The following is a 14,612-nucleotide window of genomic DNA, read 5'->3' on the forward strand; positions in this document are numbered from 1 at the left end:
CAGGACAGGGAGGCCGGGGGCCGTGACCGATGAACAAATGGCCGAGGCGGCGGCCGGCGCCCCGGAGGCGCCGCTGCCCGTGCCCGCCCCGGATGCCCCGGTACCTGCCGCTCCGCCGCGGCCGCTCGACGCGATCGACCGCGCGATCCTCCAGATGCTCCAGAGCGACGGACGGGCCTCCATACGGTCCGTCGCCGAGCAGGTGCACGTCTCGCGGGCGAACGCATACGCGCGGATCAACCGGCTGATGGACGACGGGGTGATCCGCGGGTTCTCCGCCCGCGTGAACCACGAGCGGGCCGGGCAGGGGGCCTCCGCGTACATCACCCTGCGGATCGTCCAGAACTCCTGGCGGACCGTGCGCGAGCAGCTCCAGGCGCTGCCCGGGGCCGCGCACATCGCGCTGGTCAGCGGGGACTTCGACGTGCTGCTGCTGGTGCACACCCCCGACAACCGGACCCTGCGGGAGCTGGTCCTCACCCGCCTCCAGGCGATCCCCGAGGTGCTCTCCACCCGCACCCTGCTGGTCTTCGAGGAAACGGACCTGGACCCCTTCACGGGCGGCTGACCGGGCGTCCGGGCCCCGCCGCACCCGCCGTGCCCGCTACGCCCGCCCGAGCCCGTCCTCGTCCACCCGGCGGGCCAGGTCGATCTTCGTGTAGGTGGGCCGGCCCGCCTCCTGGTACTTCTCCTTGACCCGGTCCAGGTACCACTTCGCCGTGTTCACGCTGATCCCGGCCCGCCGCGCGGTCGCCTTCAGGGTGAGCCCGGAGGCGTAGTCGAGCAGCACCTCCAGCTCGCGCGGGGCCAGCTGCGGGCGGCCCGCCCCGGCGTCGTGCGCCCAGGCGAAGGCCAGCTCCGCGGAGTGCACGGTGTCCCCGCGGGCCACCGTCTCCACGGCCTCGGCCAGCGCGTCGAGGGAGTGGTCCTTGGTCAGGTAGCCGTCGGCGCCCGCCGCGACCGCGGACACGATCCGGGCCCGGTCGGCGACCGTGCTGACCACCAGCACCCGGCTGCCGGTGGCCCGCACCCGGCGCACGTTGTCCTCGGGCACCGAGCCGTCGCGCAGCACCAGGTCGAGCAGCACCACGTCGGCCGGCCCGCCGGGACCCGCGAGCAGGTCGTCCACCGTGGGCACGGCCGCGACCAGCCGCAGCCGCTCCGCCCCGGCCAGCCAGGAGCCCAGGCCCTCCCTCAGCATGCGGTCGTCGTCGACCAGGGCGACGGTGATCACGCGGGCCACCGCAGGGCCACCCGGGTGCCCTCGCCGGGCGCGCTGTCCACCTCGGCCAGGCCGCCCGCAGCGGCCAGCCGGCCCCGGATGGAGCGCCGCAGGCCGGTGCCGGGCGCCTCGGCCCGGTCCAAGGCCGCGGGATCGAACCCGGCCCCCCGGTCCACGACCGTGACCAGCACCCGGCCGTCCGCCCCGTGCGCGGTCAGGAAGGCGTGTCCGGTCCCGGCGTGGCACCGTACGTTGTTCAGCGCCTCGGACACCGCGGCCGCGAGGGCGTCGGCGACCGGACGGGGCACCGGCGGCAGCGCGTGGTACTGCGCGGTGATCTTCAGCCCCAGGCTCTCCGCGGACCGTACGGCCTCCTCCAGCGCCGCCCCGACCGCCACCGGCCGGACAGCGGAACCGGGCCCGCCGGACCCGCCCAGGGGGGCAGCGCCGGACCCGGCCGCCCGCCCCGACCCGGACCCCGACCCCGACCCGGACCCCGACCCGTGCACGGCGTACTCGGGGTGCACCGCGTGCGCCTCCTGCTCCGCACGCGCGTCGTGCTCCGCGTACTCGTCGTCCTCCCGCTGGATCAGCCGCCGCAGGTACGCCGCCTCCCGCGCGCACCGCTCCCGCACCTGCGGGGCGTTGGCGTCGACCCGGCCGGCGGCGATCGTGGTGAGGGTGGCCAGGACGGTGTCGTGCAGGGCGCGGTGGTGGGCGATCCGCTCGGCCTGCCGGGCCCGCCCGGCCTCCGCGGTCACGGCCTGCGCGGTGGCCTCGTCGAGCAGGGTGCCCTGGCGGCGCAGGTACCACCAGAAGATCCGGCAGATCACCGCCGAGGAGACCACCGAGTTCATGTGCCCGAGCAGGCCGGGCACGACGAGCTCGCCGGGCGCGGCCGCCCACATCCCGGCCGCCACCGGGGAGGCGAGCAGCAGCAGGACGGCGGCGGCCGCCGGTCCGCGCGCCAGCCCGGATCCGGCCACCGCGCTGGCGGACCCGCCGAGCAGGAACATCCAGCCGTACGCGGAGGCCTCGGACTCGGTCAGCGGGTGCCCGGCGGCGACCACGGCGAGCACGGGCAGGACGCAGCCGGTGACCAGCACGTCGCACCAGACCCAGCGCCGGGCGAACCGGCCCTGCACGTGCGCGGCCCCGTACAGCAGCACGCTCACGGCGAGGGCCGCGCCGAAGTAGAGGCAGGAGGCGCGGCCGGCGGGCAGGCCCCGCAGCGCCGCCGCGAGGCCGGCCGTCAGGTGGCTGGCGCGGTACAGCCCGGTCGCGAGGATCATGAACCGCCGGGCGCGCTGGAGCCCCGAACCCACCCCCACCACAGCCTCCGTACTGAACACACCCCCCTGAAAGGGTGGGTACCGGAGGTTCAGTGCATCTCGCTAGCTTCTCGACGTCAAGGTCATCCCTGGTCAGTCGTTTCCGGACAGGTTTCCCGGCGGGACCCCCGTCCGGCGGGAACCGGTCCGGAACGGCGGCCGGGGAGCCGGGGCTGCCCGTGCTACAGGGGAAGCGGCGGTCAGCCCTGGGGGGAGGTCCGGAGGCCGTCGAAGGCGAGAGCCACGACGGCCTCTGCGACCTGGTCCGCATCGGCGGCCTGTTCCGGATGCGGCCGGTACCACTCCACGAGCGAGTTGACCATTCCGAACAGCAGCCGCGTGGCCAGCCGGATGTCGGCGTCGGCGCGCAGGTCCCCTTCGGCCTGGGCGGCCCCCAGCAGGTCGGCGACCCGGTGGTCGAACTCGCGGCGGCGCTCCAGTGCCCAGCGCTCGGTGCGGGTGTTGCCGCGGACCCTGAGCAGCAGGGTGACGTAGGGGAGTTCGGCCACCAGCACCTCGACCGTACGGCGGGTGACGTACTCGACCCGCTCGATGGCCCGGCCGCGGCCGGCGCCGGGTTCGTCGAGGATGCCGAAGAGCCCGTCGAGGGCGCGGCTGACGGCCCGGCGCAGGAGCTCCTCCTTGCCCGCGACGTGGTGGTAGATCGAGGACTTGGAGATTCCGGCGGCCTTCGAGAGGTGCTCCATCGAGGTTCCGTCGTAGCCGCGTTCGTTGAAGACGCGGACGGCCACGGTGAGCAGGGTCTCGGGGGTGTACGTGTCCCTCCGGGGGGCGGTGGTCACGAGCCGCTCACCCCGTGCCCGTCCCCGTCCTCGTCGGCCGCGGCCGCGTAGCCGAGCCGGAACAGGGCCAGCGAGGGCGCGTACCGGCCGCCGGGACAGCGCTCGTCGAGGTGGTGCAGCAGGTCGTAGGCCCAGTCCTGGCCGAGCCGGGCGTGCCATTCGCCGGGGCCGAGGGGGTAGTTGACGCCGAGCCGCATGGCGGTGTCGATGTCCTCGAAGGTGGCGGCGCCCTTGGCGACGGCGTCGGCGGCGAGGTCGACGAGCATGGCCACGGTGCGGGCGACGATCATGCCGGGCACGTCCCCGATGACGCTGACCTTCTTGCCGAGCTTCTGGAACAGGCCGACCGCCTCGGCGAGGGTCTCCGGGCTGGTGTCCTCGGAGGCCGACAGCGCGATCCGGGTGGCCCCGCGGTAGTCGAGGGCGAGGTCGAAGTAGACGACGTCGGTGAACTCGACGGAGGTCTTGCCGTCCGCGAGCACCAGCTGCCCTTCGCTCGGCAGCTGGATGTACGGGCCGCCGGACGGGGCCCGGACCACCTCGATCCCGGCTTCCTCCATGAGGTCCACGAGGACGGCGGCGGGGCCGAGGTCGCCCACCACGGAGACGTGGCCGGGGGCCTCGTCGGGACCGGCCGTGTGCGGGGCGGGGGCCTCGGCGCCGTCCTCGTACGCGTACCAGCCGCGGCCCGTCTTGCGGCCCAGCCGGCCGGACTGCACGAGCCGGCGCTGGGCGAGCGAGGGCAGGAACTTGGGGCTGCGGTGGAAGGACTCCCAGACCGAGCGGCTCACGGCCTCGTTGACGTCCTGGCCGATCAGGTCGGTCAGCTCGAACGGGCCCATCCGGAAGCCGCCGCTCTCGCGCAGGACGGCGTCGATGGTGGCGGGGTCGGCGCCCTGCTCCTCGTACACCGCGAAGGCCTCGGCGTAGAAGGGGCGGGCGATCCGGTTGACGATGAACCCGGGGGTGTCGGCGCAGCGGACCGGGGTCTTGCCCCAGGCCAGGACGGTGTCGAAGGCGGTCTGCGCGGTCCCGGGGGCGGTGGCGGTGCCGCTGACCACCTCGACCAGGGGCAGCAGCGGGGCCGGGTTGAAGAAGTGCAGGCCGACGAAGCGGCCGGGGTGCTTCAGCAGGGCGCCCAGCTCGGTGACCGAGAGGGAGGAGGTGTTGGTGGCCAGCACGGCGTCCGGCTCCACCACTCCTTCGAGGGAGGCGAACAGCTCCTGCTTGACGCGGACGTCCTCGACGATCGCCTCGACCACCAGCGCGGCCGGGGCCAGCGCGGAGAGCTCGGGCACGGCCGTGAGCCGGGCGGCCGCCTCGTCGGCTCCGGCCCGGTCCATCCGGCCCTTGGCCACGAGCCGGTCGATCCGGTCGGCCACGGCCGCCCGGCCCAGCTCGGCGCCGCCCTCCCGGGCGTCGTACAGCAGCACCTCGTGGCCGGCGAGAAGGGCGACCTGGGCGATGCCCTGGCCCATCGTTCCGGCTCCGACGACCGCCACGGTGCGGGACCGCTCGATTCCTGTCATGACCCCGATCCTCTCGCATCAGCTGTCCACAAGGAGCGGCAGGCCCTCTTGTCCCGACCGATCGTTCGGTTACTCTAACTCCAGTCTGCTCTGCCGACGCCGCTGTCGCCTGATCCCGTTCGGAAATCACACCCGATACCGCCCGGCTCAACGAGGAGTTGGTCCCTGATGGCCGCCGAGCTCACCGTCCCCCTGCTCACCGAGAAGCACCGGCCCACCCTCGGCCAGGCCCTGGAAGCGATCCGCAGCCGGGCGTACTGGTCCCCGCACCCCGAGCACCCGAAGGCCTACGGCGAGACCGCCCCGGCCGACGGCCTCGCGGCCCACGAGGCCGTCCGCGGCACCCGCCTCGACCTCGGCCAGCCCGGCACCGACGGCTGGGCCGGCGGCGAGGTCTCCCCCTTCGGACCGGAGCTCGGCGTCGAGTACCCGCATGTGGACCCGGACGTGCTGCTGCCCGCCATGAAGGCCGGCATGGCCGCCTGGCGGGACGCCGGACCCGAGGTCCGCGCCCTCGTCTGCATCGAGATCCTCTCCCGCATCGGCGCCCGCACCCACGAGTTCGCGCACGCCGTCATGCACACCAGCGGCCAGGCCTTCATGATGGCCTTCCAGGCCGGCGGCCCCCACGCACAGGACCGCGGCCTGGAAGCCGTGGCCTACGCCTACGAGGAGCAGACCCGGGTCCCCGGCCGGGCCGACTGGTCCAAGCCCCAGGGCAAGAAGGACCCGCTCAACCTGGGCAAGACCTTCACCGCCGTACCGCGCGGCATCGCGCTCGTCATCGGCTGCAACACCTTCCCGACCTGGAACGGCTACCCCGGCCTCTTCGCCTCCCTGGCCACCGGGAACCCCGTCCTCGTCAAGGCGCACCCGCGGGCCGTCCTGCCGCTCGCCCTGACCGTGCAGGTCGCCCGCGAGGTGCTCGCCGAGGCCGGCTTCGACCCGAACCTCGTGGCCCTGGCCGCCGAGCACCCGGGCGAGGGCATCGCCAAGACCCTCGCCCTCCGCCCCGAAATCAAGATCATCGACTACACGGGCTCCACGGAGTTCGGCGACTGGCTGGAGCAGAACGCCCGCCAGGCCCTCGTCTACACCGAGAAGGCGGGCGTCAACACGGTCGTGGTCGACTCCACCGACGACTACCGCGGCATGCTCTCCAACCTGGCCTTCTCGCTGTCCCTCTACAGCGGCCAGATGTGCACCACCCCGCAGAACCTGCTCATCCCCCGCGAGGGCATCGCCACCGACGGCGGCCACAAGACCTTCGACGAGGTCGTCGCCGACCTCGCCACTTCGGTCGAGAAGCTCCTCGGCGACGACGCCCGGGCCAACGCGCTGCTCGGCGCCCTGGTCAACCCCGGGGTCAAGGAGCGCCTGGAGGCCGCCGCCGGGCTCGGGGAGGTGGCCCTCGCCTCCCGCGAGGTGGCCAACCCCGAGTTCCCGGACGCCGTGGTCCGCACCCCCGTCCTCGTCAAGCTGGACGCGGCCAAGCCCGACGACGCGGCCGCCTACATGTCCGAGTGCTTCGGCCCGGTCGCCTTCGCGGTGGCCGTCGACTCCACCGCCGACGCGCTCGACCTGCTCCGCCGCACCGTCCGCGACAAGGGCGCCATGACCGTCGGCGCCTACACCACCTCCCCCGACACCGAGCGGGCCGTGGAGGAGGTCTGCCTGGAGGAATCCGCGCAGCTCTCGCTGAACCTCACCGGCGGGGTGTACGTGAACCAGACTGCCGCCTTCTCCGACTTCCACGGCTCCGGCGGCAACCCGGCCGCCAACGCCGCTCTGTGCGACGGGGCGTTTGTGGCCAACCGCTTCCGGGTGGTCGAGGTGCGCCGCCAGGCGTGACGGCGGCGGTGTCAGGAGGGGTCCGGCGGCAGGTCCGCCGGACCTCCCCAGTGGAAGAGGGCCATGGCCACGCTCGTGGCCAGGTTGTAGCTGGAGACCTGCGGGCGCATCGGCAGGGACACCAGGTGGTCGGCCCGCTCCCGCAGCTCCGGTGAAATCCCGTGCCGCTCCGAGCCGAAGGCGAGCACCGCGTCGTCGGGCAGGGTGAAGGAGCGGATGCTCTCCCCCTCCGGGTCCAGCGCGAACAGCGGGCCCGGCGGCAGCTCCGCCAGCGGCAGCCGCTCCACCGCCGTGGCGTAGTGCAGCCCGGCGCCCGCCCGGACCACGTTCGGGTGCCACGGATCGAGATCGCCGGTGGTCACCACCCCCGTCGCCCCGAACCCGGCGGCCAGCCGCACCACCGCGCCCACGTTGCCCAGGTGCCGCGGGTTGTCGAGCAGCACCACCGGCGCGGGCCGCGGGGTCCGGGCCAGCTCGGCCAGGTTCGCCTCCCGGTCCCGGCGGGCGGCCAGCGCCGCCACACCCGTCGGGTGCACCTTCAGCAGCAGCTCGTGCAGCACCAGCGCGGGCACCTCGCGCACCAGCTCCGCCGCCGCCGGGCCGACGTCCGGCGCCAGCCCCTCGGCCAGCCGCAGCAGGGCCGCCCGGTCGTCGCAGATCCCGATCCGCACGTCCGCGCCGAAGCGCAGCGCGTGCTTCAGCGCGTGGAAACCGTCCAGCAGCACCGCCCCGCCCTCGGCGGTCAGCCGCCAGTCCAGCACGGCCTGCGCGACCGCCTCCCCGCCACCGTGCCGCTGCGCCCCGCCGTGCTGCTCGCTCATCCCCCCACCCTACGAGCCGCGGGGGCGCCGTCGGGCCAGGTGGGGCGGGGGGCGCGGCGGGACGCGCGCGGCGCGGGCGGTCCCGCCCGCGCGGCCCCCGCCCCGCCCCCTCACTACGCTCGGTACGGCAACCGTGACACCGCACGGCCCACAGAAACGCCCGACGCGACGGAGGCGGATCGTGAAGAAGCTCGTCAACTCCCCGGAGACCGTGGTCGCCGACGCCCTGCGCGGCCTGGCCGCGGCCCACCCCGCCCTGAAGGCGGCCCCCGAGGAGGGCATCGTCACCCGCGCCTCCGGTCCCGTCCCCGGCAAGGTCGCGCTGCTCTCCGGCGGCGGCAGCGGCCACGAGCCGCTGCACGCCGGGTTCGTCGGCCCCGGCATGCTCGACGCGGCCGTCTGCGGGCCCGTGTTCACCTCGCCCGTGCCGGACGCCATCGCCAAGGCCACCGCCGCGGTCGACGCCGGCGCCGGGGTGCTGCACCTCGTCAAGAACTACACCGGCGACGTCCTCAACTTCACGATGGCCGCCGAGGACTGCGAGGAGGCGGGCCTGCGCGTCGCCCGTGTCGTCATCGACGACGACGTGGCCGTCTCCGCCGCCGAGGGCGGCCCCGGACGCCGCGGCACCGGCGCCACCCTGTTCGTCGAGAAGATCGCGGGCGCCCTGGCCGAGGAGGGCGCCCCCCTGGACGCGGTGGCCGCCGTCGCCCGCAAGGTCAACGAACGCTCCCGCAGCTACGGGGTGGCGCTGTCCTCCTGCACCACCCCCGCCAAGGGCAGCCCCCACTTCGACCTCGGCCCCGACGAGATGGAGCTCGGCATCGGCATCCACGGCGAGCCCGGCCGCGAGCGCCGCCGCCTGCTGCCCGCCGCCGACACCGCCCGCCTGATGCTCGACGCGATCCTCGCCGACCTCCCCGACTGCTCCGGCGACCCGGTCGTCCTCCTGGTCAACGGCATGGGGGCGACCCCGCCCATCGAGCTGTACGTGATGCGCGCGGAGGCCGGCACGGTGCTCGCCGAACGCGGCGTCCCGGTGGCCCGCAGCCTCGTCGGCACCTACGTCACCAGCCTCGACATGGCGGGCTGCAGCTTCAGCCTGTGCCGCGCCGACGAGGAACTTCTGCGCCTGTGGGACGCCCCGGTGGACACCCCGGCCCTGCGCTGGGGGCGCTGACGCCCCGGCCGGCCCCGCCGGCATCCGCATCCACGGCCGCGGCCGCTTCCCCGGCCCCGCCGGCATCCCCGTCCGCGTCCGCCCCCGGGCCCGTGTCACCGCGCGGGGAGCTCCGTACCGGCCGCAGCCGGACGCCGAGCGCACCCGCGCGGGCCCCCAGCCAGACCAGGAAGGCGGTCGGCAGGAAGACCGCGTCCGCGGCGATCATGGCCAGGGAGAAGAACGGCAGGCCGAGGACGACCGCGATGCCCGCGTGCTCCAGCATCATCACGGCGAGCAGGACGTTCTTGACCCGCCGGTTGAACAGCGTGAACGGGAAGGCCACCTGGACCGCGACCGTGCCGTACGACAGCAGCATGACCAGCACCCCGCTGCCGCCGAGCAGCCCGGAGAGGGCCGGCCACGGCGAGAAGTAGTCGAGGTTCAGCGGGTAGTACAGCGCCGTGCCGTCCTGCCAGCGCGAGCCCTGGATCTTGTACCAGCCGGCCGTCGCGTAGATCAGGCAGACCTCCGCCATGATCACGAACATCGCGGCGTTGTGCACCACGTTGCCGATCACGTCGAACAGCGCGCGGGCCTCCCCGCGCGGATCGGTGCGCCCGGCGGCCCACCACAGCGCGTGCCCCGTCCACAGGGCGGCGAAGACCATGACCAGGGCGCTGCTGGTGGCCCCCTTCTGGGCGGTCACGACCAGCACGGCGCCCAGTACGGCCCACAGCAGCGGCCCGGCGAGGTCCCGCTCCGGCGGCGCCCCGGGGGCCCGGCGGGCGGCCCGCCGGGCGTCCAGGGACCAGACCTGGGCGCAGCGGGTCAGGACCAGGTAGACCGCCATGAGGTGGATGACGTTGTCCCCGCCGTCGCCCATGAAGACGGACCGGTTCTGCAGGGACAGCACGCCGATCATGAAGAACACGGAGGTGGCCCGGGTGCGCCAGCCGAGGACCGTCAGGGCCGCCGCGAGCACCGCCAGCAGGTAGACCAGCTCGAACCACAGCCCGCTGCGGCCCCACAGCAGCACGGTGAAGGCGTTGTTGGAGGCGACCAGCCGCTCGGCGAGCTCCCAGCTCCAGGGGCCGTCGGGGCCGTACAGCTCGTGGCGGTGCGGGAACTCCCGGAGCAGGAAGAGCAGCCAGGTCCCGGCGAAGCCGATGCGTATGACGGCGCTCTGGTACGGGCCGAGCGCCTGCCCGGTGACCCGCCCGGCGGCCCGGGCGAGGGCGGCGCGCACGGCGGCGGCGGTACGGGCGGGCCCGCGCGGGGGTCCGGCGGGGGCGGCACCGGCGGGTGCGGGCCGGGCAGCGGCGGCGCCGGACGCGTCTGCGGCGGTCCCGGCGGTCCCGGCGGTCCCGGCGGTCTCGGGGCGGATGGTCATCGGTCGGCCTCCGTCACGGTCCACCAGGGCAGCTGCCGGCGGTAGGTCCGGGTGTCGGTCTTCTCGTCGCTCCACGAGGGGGCGGCGACGTTGGTGGTGGCGGAGCGGACCTGCACCCGCAGGACCTCCATGCCCCCGCCGCCGTACCGCTCGGCCATCCGCCGGGCCGCGATCCGGCGCAGGTACTCCTCGGAGAAGGCGCCGCGGTCCCCGGTGGCCCGGTCCTTGTCGTCGTGCGAGCCGGTGTAGAAGTCCCAGGCGCGGCGGAGCTCGTTCTGCTGGACGTGGCTGGGCAGCAGGTTGTGGCGGATGGCCGCGCCGTCGTCGGCGGACAGGTTCCGCCAGGGGGTGGTGACCCGGTTGCCGTCCCGGCCGCGGATCTGGGCGCGGACCTCGACGGCGATGTTCTGCTGGAGCGGGTTCGGGGCGAACAGCTTCCAGTTCTGCTCGAACTCCGGGTAGATCCAGTCGTCCACCGTCTGCGCGTGCCGCTTGGTCAGCGTGTTCGACGGGGCCACGTGCAGGAACACCAGCCCGAGGTGCCAGCAGGCGGCCACGGCGGCGGCCGCGAGGGCCAGGGCGGCGGCGGTCCGGTACGGCCGGGACAGGCCGGCGATGCCGGGTGCGCGGGGCGGCGGCACCGCCCCGGGAGCGGGCCCGCCCGGGGCCTCGTGCTCGTTCGAATCCATCCCGCCCCGCTCCTCGGCCGTCCACAAGGCATCCACAGAGGTTGACACCCTACGGGCCGCCGTCTCACCATTGAAGAGCATGGACCGAACGATCGGTCGGTAGGCACTGGTCACGACAGCGCAGGACATCGGCAGGGGGCCGGCATGGTGGCATTGACCCAGGACGCGGCGGCAGGGCAGGCGCCGGACCCGGCGCTCGTCGCCGCGTTCGACGCGGCCGTGGCGGCCGACGAGCGCGTGGAGCCGCGGGACTGGATGCCCGCGGAGTACCGCGCCTCCCTGGTCCGCCAGATGGCCCAGCACGCGCACTCCGAAATCATCGGGATGCAGCCCGAGGCCAACTGGATCACCCGCGCGCCCTCGCTGCGGCGCAAGGCGATCCTCATGGCCAAGGTCCAGGACGAGGCGGGCCACGGGCTGTACCTGTACAGCGCCGCCGAAACCCTCGGCACCAGCCGCGACGAACTCCTCGACAAGCTGCACGCGGGCAAGCAGAAGTACTCCTCGATCTTCAACTACCCCACCCTGACGTGGGCCGACGTCGGCGCCATCGGCTGGCTCGTGGACGGCGCGGCGATCACCAACCAGGTCCCCCTGTGCCGCTGCTCGTACGGCCCGTACGCCCGCGCCATGGTCCGGATCTGCAAGGAGGAGTCCTTCCACCAGCGCCAGGGGTACGAGCTGCTCCTCGCCCTCTCCCAGGGCACCGAGGCCCAGCACGCCATGGCCCAGGACGCCGTGAACCGCTGGTGGTGGCCCTCGCTGATGATGTTCGGCCCGCCGGACGACGAGTCGGCCCACTCGGCCCAGTCCATGGCCTGGCGCATCAAGCGCCACTCCAACGACGAACTCCGCCAGCGGTTCGTCGACATCGCGGTACCGCAGGCCGAGGCCCTCGGCCTGACCCTCCCGGACCCGGACCTCAAGTGGAACGAGGAGCGGGGCCACCACGACTTCGGCGCCATCGACTGGACCGAGTTCTGGGAGGTCCTCAAGGGCAACGGCCCCTGCAACGAGCAGCGGATCGGGCAGCGCCGCAGGGCCCACGAAGAGGGCGCCTGGGTAAGGGATGCGGCGGCGGAGTACGCCCGCAAGCACGGAGGGGTGAAGGCATGAGCACGACGGAATGGCCGCTCTGGGAGGTGTTCGTCCGCTCGCGGCGCGGACTCTCGCACACGCACGCGGGCAGCCTGCACGCCCCGGACGCCGAGATGGCCCTGCGCAACGCGCGCGACCTCTACACCCGGCGCAACGAGGGCGTGTCCATCTGGGTGGTGCCCTCCGCCGCGGTGACCGCCTCCTCCCCCGACGAGCGGGACCCCTTCTTCGCCCCGTCCGCCGACAAGCCCTACCGGCACCCCACCTTCTACGAGATCCCCGAGGGAGTGCGGCACCTGTGACCACCACCGTGGACAAGACGGCGGCCCTCGCCCTCGGCGACGACGCCCTGGTGCTCGCCCAGCGCCTCGGCGAATGGGCGGGCCACGCCCCCGTCCTCGAAGAGGAAGTGGCCCTCGCCAACATCGCACTCGACCTGCTCGGCCAGGCCCGCGTGCTGCTCTCCCTCGCCGGCGACGAGGACGAGCTCGCCTTCCTCCGGGAGGAGCGCGAGTTCCGCAACCTCCAGCTGGTCGAACAGCCCAACGGCGACTTCGCCCACACCATCGCCCGCCAGCTGTACTTCTCCGTCTACCAGCAGCTGCTGTACGGGGAGCTGGCCGCCGGATCCGGCCCGTTCGCCCCGCTGGCCGCCAAGGCCGTCAAGGAGACCGCCTACCACCGCGACCACGCCGAGCAGTGGACCCTGCGGCTGGGCGACGGCACCGAGGAGAGCCGCCGGCGGATGCAGGCCGCACTCGCGGCCCTGTGGAAGTTCACCGGCGAGATGTTCCTCCCCGTCGAAGGCCTCGGCCTCGACGAGGCGGCCCTGAAGGACCTGGACGCCCGCTGGCTGGCCGCCGTCACCGCCACCGTCGAGCAGGCCGGGCTGACCCTCCCCGAGGGGCCGCGCACCGGCGCCTGGGCCGCGGGCGCCGGCCGCCAGGGCCTGCACACCGAGCCCTTCGGCCGGATGCTCGCCGAAATGCAGCACCTGCACCGCAGCCACCCGGGGGCGTCGTGGTGACCGCCACCCGCCTCGAAGAGGAACTGGCCGCGCTCGCCGGGTCGGTCCCCGACCCCGAGCTGCCCGTCCTCACCCTGGCGGAGCTGGGCGTGGTCCGCGGGGTCCGGATGCTCGGCCCCGGCCGCGCCGAGGTGGACCTCACCCCCACCTACACCGGCTGCCCGGCGATCGAGGCCATGTCGGCCGACATCGAGCGGGTCCTCCACGACCACGGCATACCCGAGGTCTCGGTGCGCACCGTCCTGGCCCCGGCCTGGTCCACCGACGACATCACCGCGGAAGGGCGGCGCAAGCTCGCCGAGTTCGGGATCGCCCCGCCGCGGCCGCACACGGCGGAGGGGCCGGTGCCGGTCATGCTGTCGGTGCGCTGCCCGCACTGCGGCTCCACCGACACCGAGCTGCTGAGCCGCTTCTCCTCCACCGCCTGCAAGGCCCTGCGGCGCTGTGCCTCCTGCCGCGAACCGTTCGACCACTTCAAGGAGTTGTAGATGGCTGCGGCCCGCCACGGCGCGTTCCACCAGCTGAAGGTGGCGGCCGTCGACCGGCTCACCGAGGACTCGGTCGCCCTCACCCTGGAGGTGCCGCCGGAGCTGCGCGAGGAGTACCGGCACGCCGCCGGCCAGCACCTGACCCTGCGCCGCCGGAGCCCGGAGGGCACCGAGGTCCGGCGTACGTACTCGATCTGCTCGGCCGCCCCCGGGGCGGCGGGGCCGGCCGCCCTGCGCGTGGGCGTCCGCATGGTCGAGGGCGGCGCGTTCTCCACGTACGCGCACAAGGAGATCTGCGCCGGGGACGAGCTCGACGTGATGGTCCCGGCCGGCCGGTTCGTCCTCGAACCGCGGCCCGGGCACTTCGCCGCGATCGTCGGCGGCAGCGGGATCACCCCGGTGCTGTCGATCGCCGCGACCCTGCTGGCCGCCGAGCCCGAGGCCCGGTTCTGCCTGGTCCGCGCCGACCGCACGGCGGCCTCGGTGATGTTCCTGGACGAGGTGGCCGACCTCAAGGACCGCTACCCGGACCGCTTCCAGCTGGTGACCGTGCTCTCGCGGGAGGAGCAGGAGGCGGGCCTGCCGTCCGGGCGCCTCGACGAGGAGCGGCTGACCGGGCTGCTGCCCGCACTGCTGCCCGTGGAGTCCGTCGCGGGCTGGTTCCTGTGCGGGCCGTACGGGCTGGTGCAGGGCGCCGAGCGGGCCCTGCAGGGCCTGGGCGTGGACCGCGCCCGGATCCACGAGGAGATCTTCCACGTGGCGGACGAGGCGGCGCCGGCCCCGGCCGCGGGCGCCGCGGCCCCGGCCCACAGCCGGGTCACCGCCAAGCTCGACGGCCGCTCCGGCAGCTGGCCCGTCCAGGCCGGGGAGTCCCTGCTCGACGCGGTGCTGCGCAACCGGGCGGACGCCCCATACGCGTGCAAGGGCGGGGTCTGCGGCACCTGCCGGGCCTTCGTGGTCTCCGGCGAGGTCCGCATGGACCGCAACTTCGCCCTGGAGGACGAGGAGACGGAGGCCGGATTCGTACTGGCCTGCCAGTCGCACCCGCTGACGGACGAGGTGGAGATCGACTTCGACCGCTGACCGCTGCCGCTGACCGCGGCGCAGGCCAGGCGGAGGCCAGGCACAGGCCCGGTGCAGTCCCGTCCGAGGGCTGCGCCGGGCCTGTGCTTTTTCCAGAACCTGTTCTATCTTGACGGAC

15 protein-coding genes are annotated in these 14,612 nt (G+C 74.3%); 8 read left to right on the plus strand and 7 right to left on the minus strand.

Annotated elements, in window-relative coordinates; translation table 11 throughout:
• Positions 1–37 precede the first annotated feature (37 nt).
• Positions 38–568: an Lrp/AsnC family transcriptional regulator gene (locus ACZ407_RS05695; protein ID WP_468126061.1), complete on the plus strand. Its 531-nt coding sequence runs from the start codon at positions 38–40 to the stop codon at positions 566–568.
• A gap of 36 nt (positions 569–604) precedes the next feature.
• Here ACZ407_RS05695 and ACZ407_RS05700 read toward each other — a convergent pair whose 3' ends face one another.
• The 4 genes from ACZ407_RS05700 to ACZ407_RS05715 form a co-directional block, all read right to left on the minus strand.
• Entirely contained in the window at positions 605–1,234 is a 630-nt protein-coding gene (locus ACZ407_RS05700; protein ID WP_468125764.1) for a response regulator, read from the minus strand.
• On the minus strand, positions 1,231–2,553 hold the full coding sequence (locus tag ACZ407_RS05705; RefSeq protein ID WP_468125766.1) for a sensor histidine kinase: 1,323 nt from the start codon (positions 2,551–2,553) through the stop codon (positions 1,231–1,233). Before ACZ407_RS05705 ends, ACZ407_RS05700 begins: the two co-directional genes overlap by 4 nt.
• A gap of 200 nt (positions 2,554–2,753) precedes the next feature.
• Positions 2,754–3,356: a TetR/AcrR family transcriptional regulator gene (locus ACZ407_RS05710; RefSeq protein WP_468125767.1), complete on the minus strand. Its 603-nt coding sequence runs from the start codon at positions 3,354–3,356 to the stop codon at positions 2,754–2,756.
• On the minus strand, positions 3,353–4,885 hold the full coding sequence (locus ACZ407_RS05715) for a 3-hydroxyacyl-CoA dehydrogenase (RefSeq protein WP_468125769.1): 1,533 nt from the start codon (positions 4,883–4,885) through the stop codon (positions 3,353–3,355). Before ACZ407_RS05715 ends, ACZ407_RS05710 begins: the two co-directional genes overlap by 4 nt.
• A 168-nt stretch (positions 4,886–5,053) precedes the next feature.
• Here ACZ407_RS05715 and paaN point away from each other — a divergent pair, with 168 nt between their 5' ends.
• Complete coding sequence (gene paaN / locus ACZ407_RS05720) at positions 5,054–6,736, plus strand: phenylacetic acid degradation protein PaaN (RefSeq protein ID WP_468125771.1); 1,683 nt, start codon at positions 5,054–5,056, stop codon at positions 6,734–6,736.
• Positions 6,737–6,747: 11 nt separating this feature from the next.
• Here paaN and ACZ407_RS05725 read toward each other — a convergent pair whose 3' ends face one another.
• Positions 6,748–7,557 carry a TrmH family RNA methyltransferase gene (locus ACZ407_RS05725; RefSeq protein WP_468125772.1) on the minus strand — a complete coding sequence of 270 codons (810 nt, stop codon included), beginning with the start codon at positions 7,555–7,557 and terminating at the stop codon, positions 6,748–6,750.
• 181 nt (positions 7,558–7,738) lie between these two features.
• On the opposite strand from ACZ407_RS05725, the gene dhaK reads away from it, so the two are divergent.
• A complete protein-coding gene (gene dhaK / locus ACZ407_RS05730; RefSeq protein ID WP_468125774.1) occupies positions 7,739–8,737 on the plus strand; it encodes a dihydroxyacetone kinase subunit DhaK in 999 nt (332 codons plus the stop codon).
• On the opposite strand, the gene ACZ407_RS05735 is transcribed toward dhaK, so the two are convergent.
• Positions 8,655–10,109 carry an HTTM domain-containing protein gene (locus ACZ407_RS05735; RefSeq protein ID WP_468125775.1) on the minus strand — a complete coding sequence of 485 codons (1,455 nt, stop codon included), beginning with the start codon at positions 10,107–10,109 and terminating at the stop codon, positions 8,655–8,657. The two genes, dhaK and ACZ407_RS05735, sit on opposite strands and share 83 nt — an antisense overlap.
• The gene (locus ACZ407_RS05740; RefSeq protein ID WP_468125777.1) at positions 10,106–10,798 is read right to left on the minus strand and encodes a DUF5819 family protein; all 693 of its coding nucleotides are present in this window, start codon (positions 10,796–10,798) and stop codon (positions 10,106–10,108) included. Before ACZ407_RS05740 ends, ACZ407_RS05735 begins: the two co-directional genes overlap by 4 nt.
• A 144-nt stretch (positions 10,799–10,942) precedes the next feature.
• Here ACZ407_RS05740 and paaA point away from each other — a divergent pair, with 144 nt between their 5' ends.
• Genes paaA through paaE form a run of 5 tightly spaced genes read left to right on the plus strand, consistent with a single transcriptional unit; the run spans position 10,943 to position 14,494 of the window.
• The gene (gene paaA, locus ACZ407_RS05745; protein WP_468125779.1) at positions 10,943–11,914 is read left to right on the plus strand and encodes a 1,2-phenylacetyl-CoA epoxidase subunit PaaA; all 972 of its coding nucleotides are present in this window, start codon (positions 10,943–10,945) and stop codon (positions 11,912–11,914) included.
• Positions 11,911–12,198 carry a 1,2-phenylacetyl-CoA epoxidase subunit PaaB gene (gene paaB / locus ACZ407_RS05750; RefSeq protein WP_468125781.1) on the plus strand — a complete coding sequence of 96 codons (288 nt, stop codon included), beginning with the start codon at positions 11,911–11,913 and terminating at the stop codon, positions 12,196–12,198. The genes paaA and paaB overlap by 4 nt, the downstream gene beginning before the upstream one ends.
• Entirely contained in the window at positions 12,195–12,923 is a 729-nt protein-coding gene (gene paaC, locus ACZ407_RS05755; RefSeq protein ID WP_468125782.1) for a 1,2-phenylacetyl-CoA epoxidase subunit PaaC, read from the plus strand. Before paaB ends, paaC begins: the two co-directional genes overlap by 4 nt.
• Positions 12,917–13,411, plus strand: coding sequence for a 1,2-phenylacetyl-CoA epoxidase subunit PaaD (gene paaD, locus ACZ407_RS05760; RefSeq protein ID WP_468125784.1), 495 nt, complete (start codon positions 12,917–12,919; stop codon positions 13,409–13,411). The genes paaC and paaD overlap by 7 nt, the downstream gene beginning before the upstream one ends.
• On the plus strand, positions 13,412–14,494 hold the full coding sequence (gene paaE, locus ACZ407_RS05765) for a 1,2-phenylacetyl-CoA epoxidase subunit PaaE (protein ID WP_468125785.1): 1,083 nt from the start codon (positions 13,412–13,414) through the stop codon (positions 14,492–14,494).
• The last annotated feature ends 118 nt before the right edge of the window (positions 14,495–14,612 follow it).

Source organism: Streptomyces sp. NPDC030809, assembly GCF_055572195.1.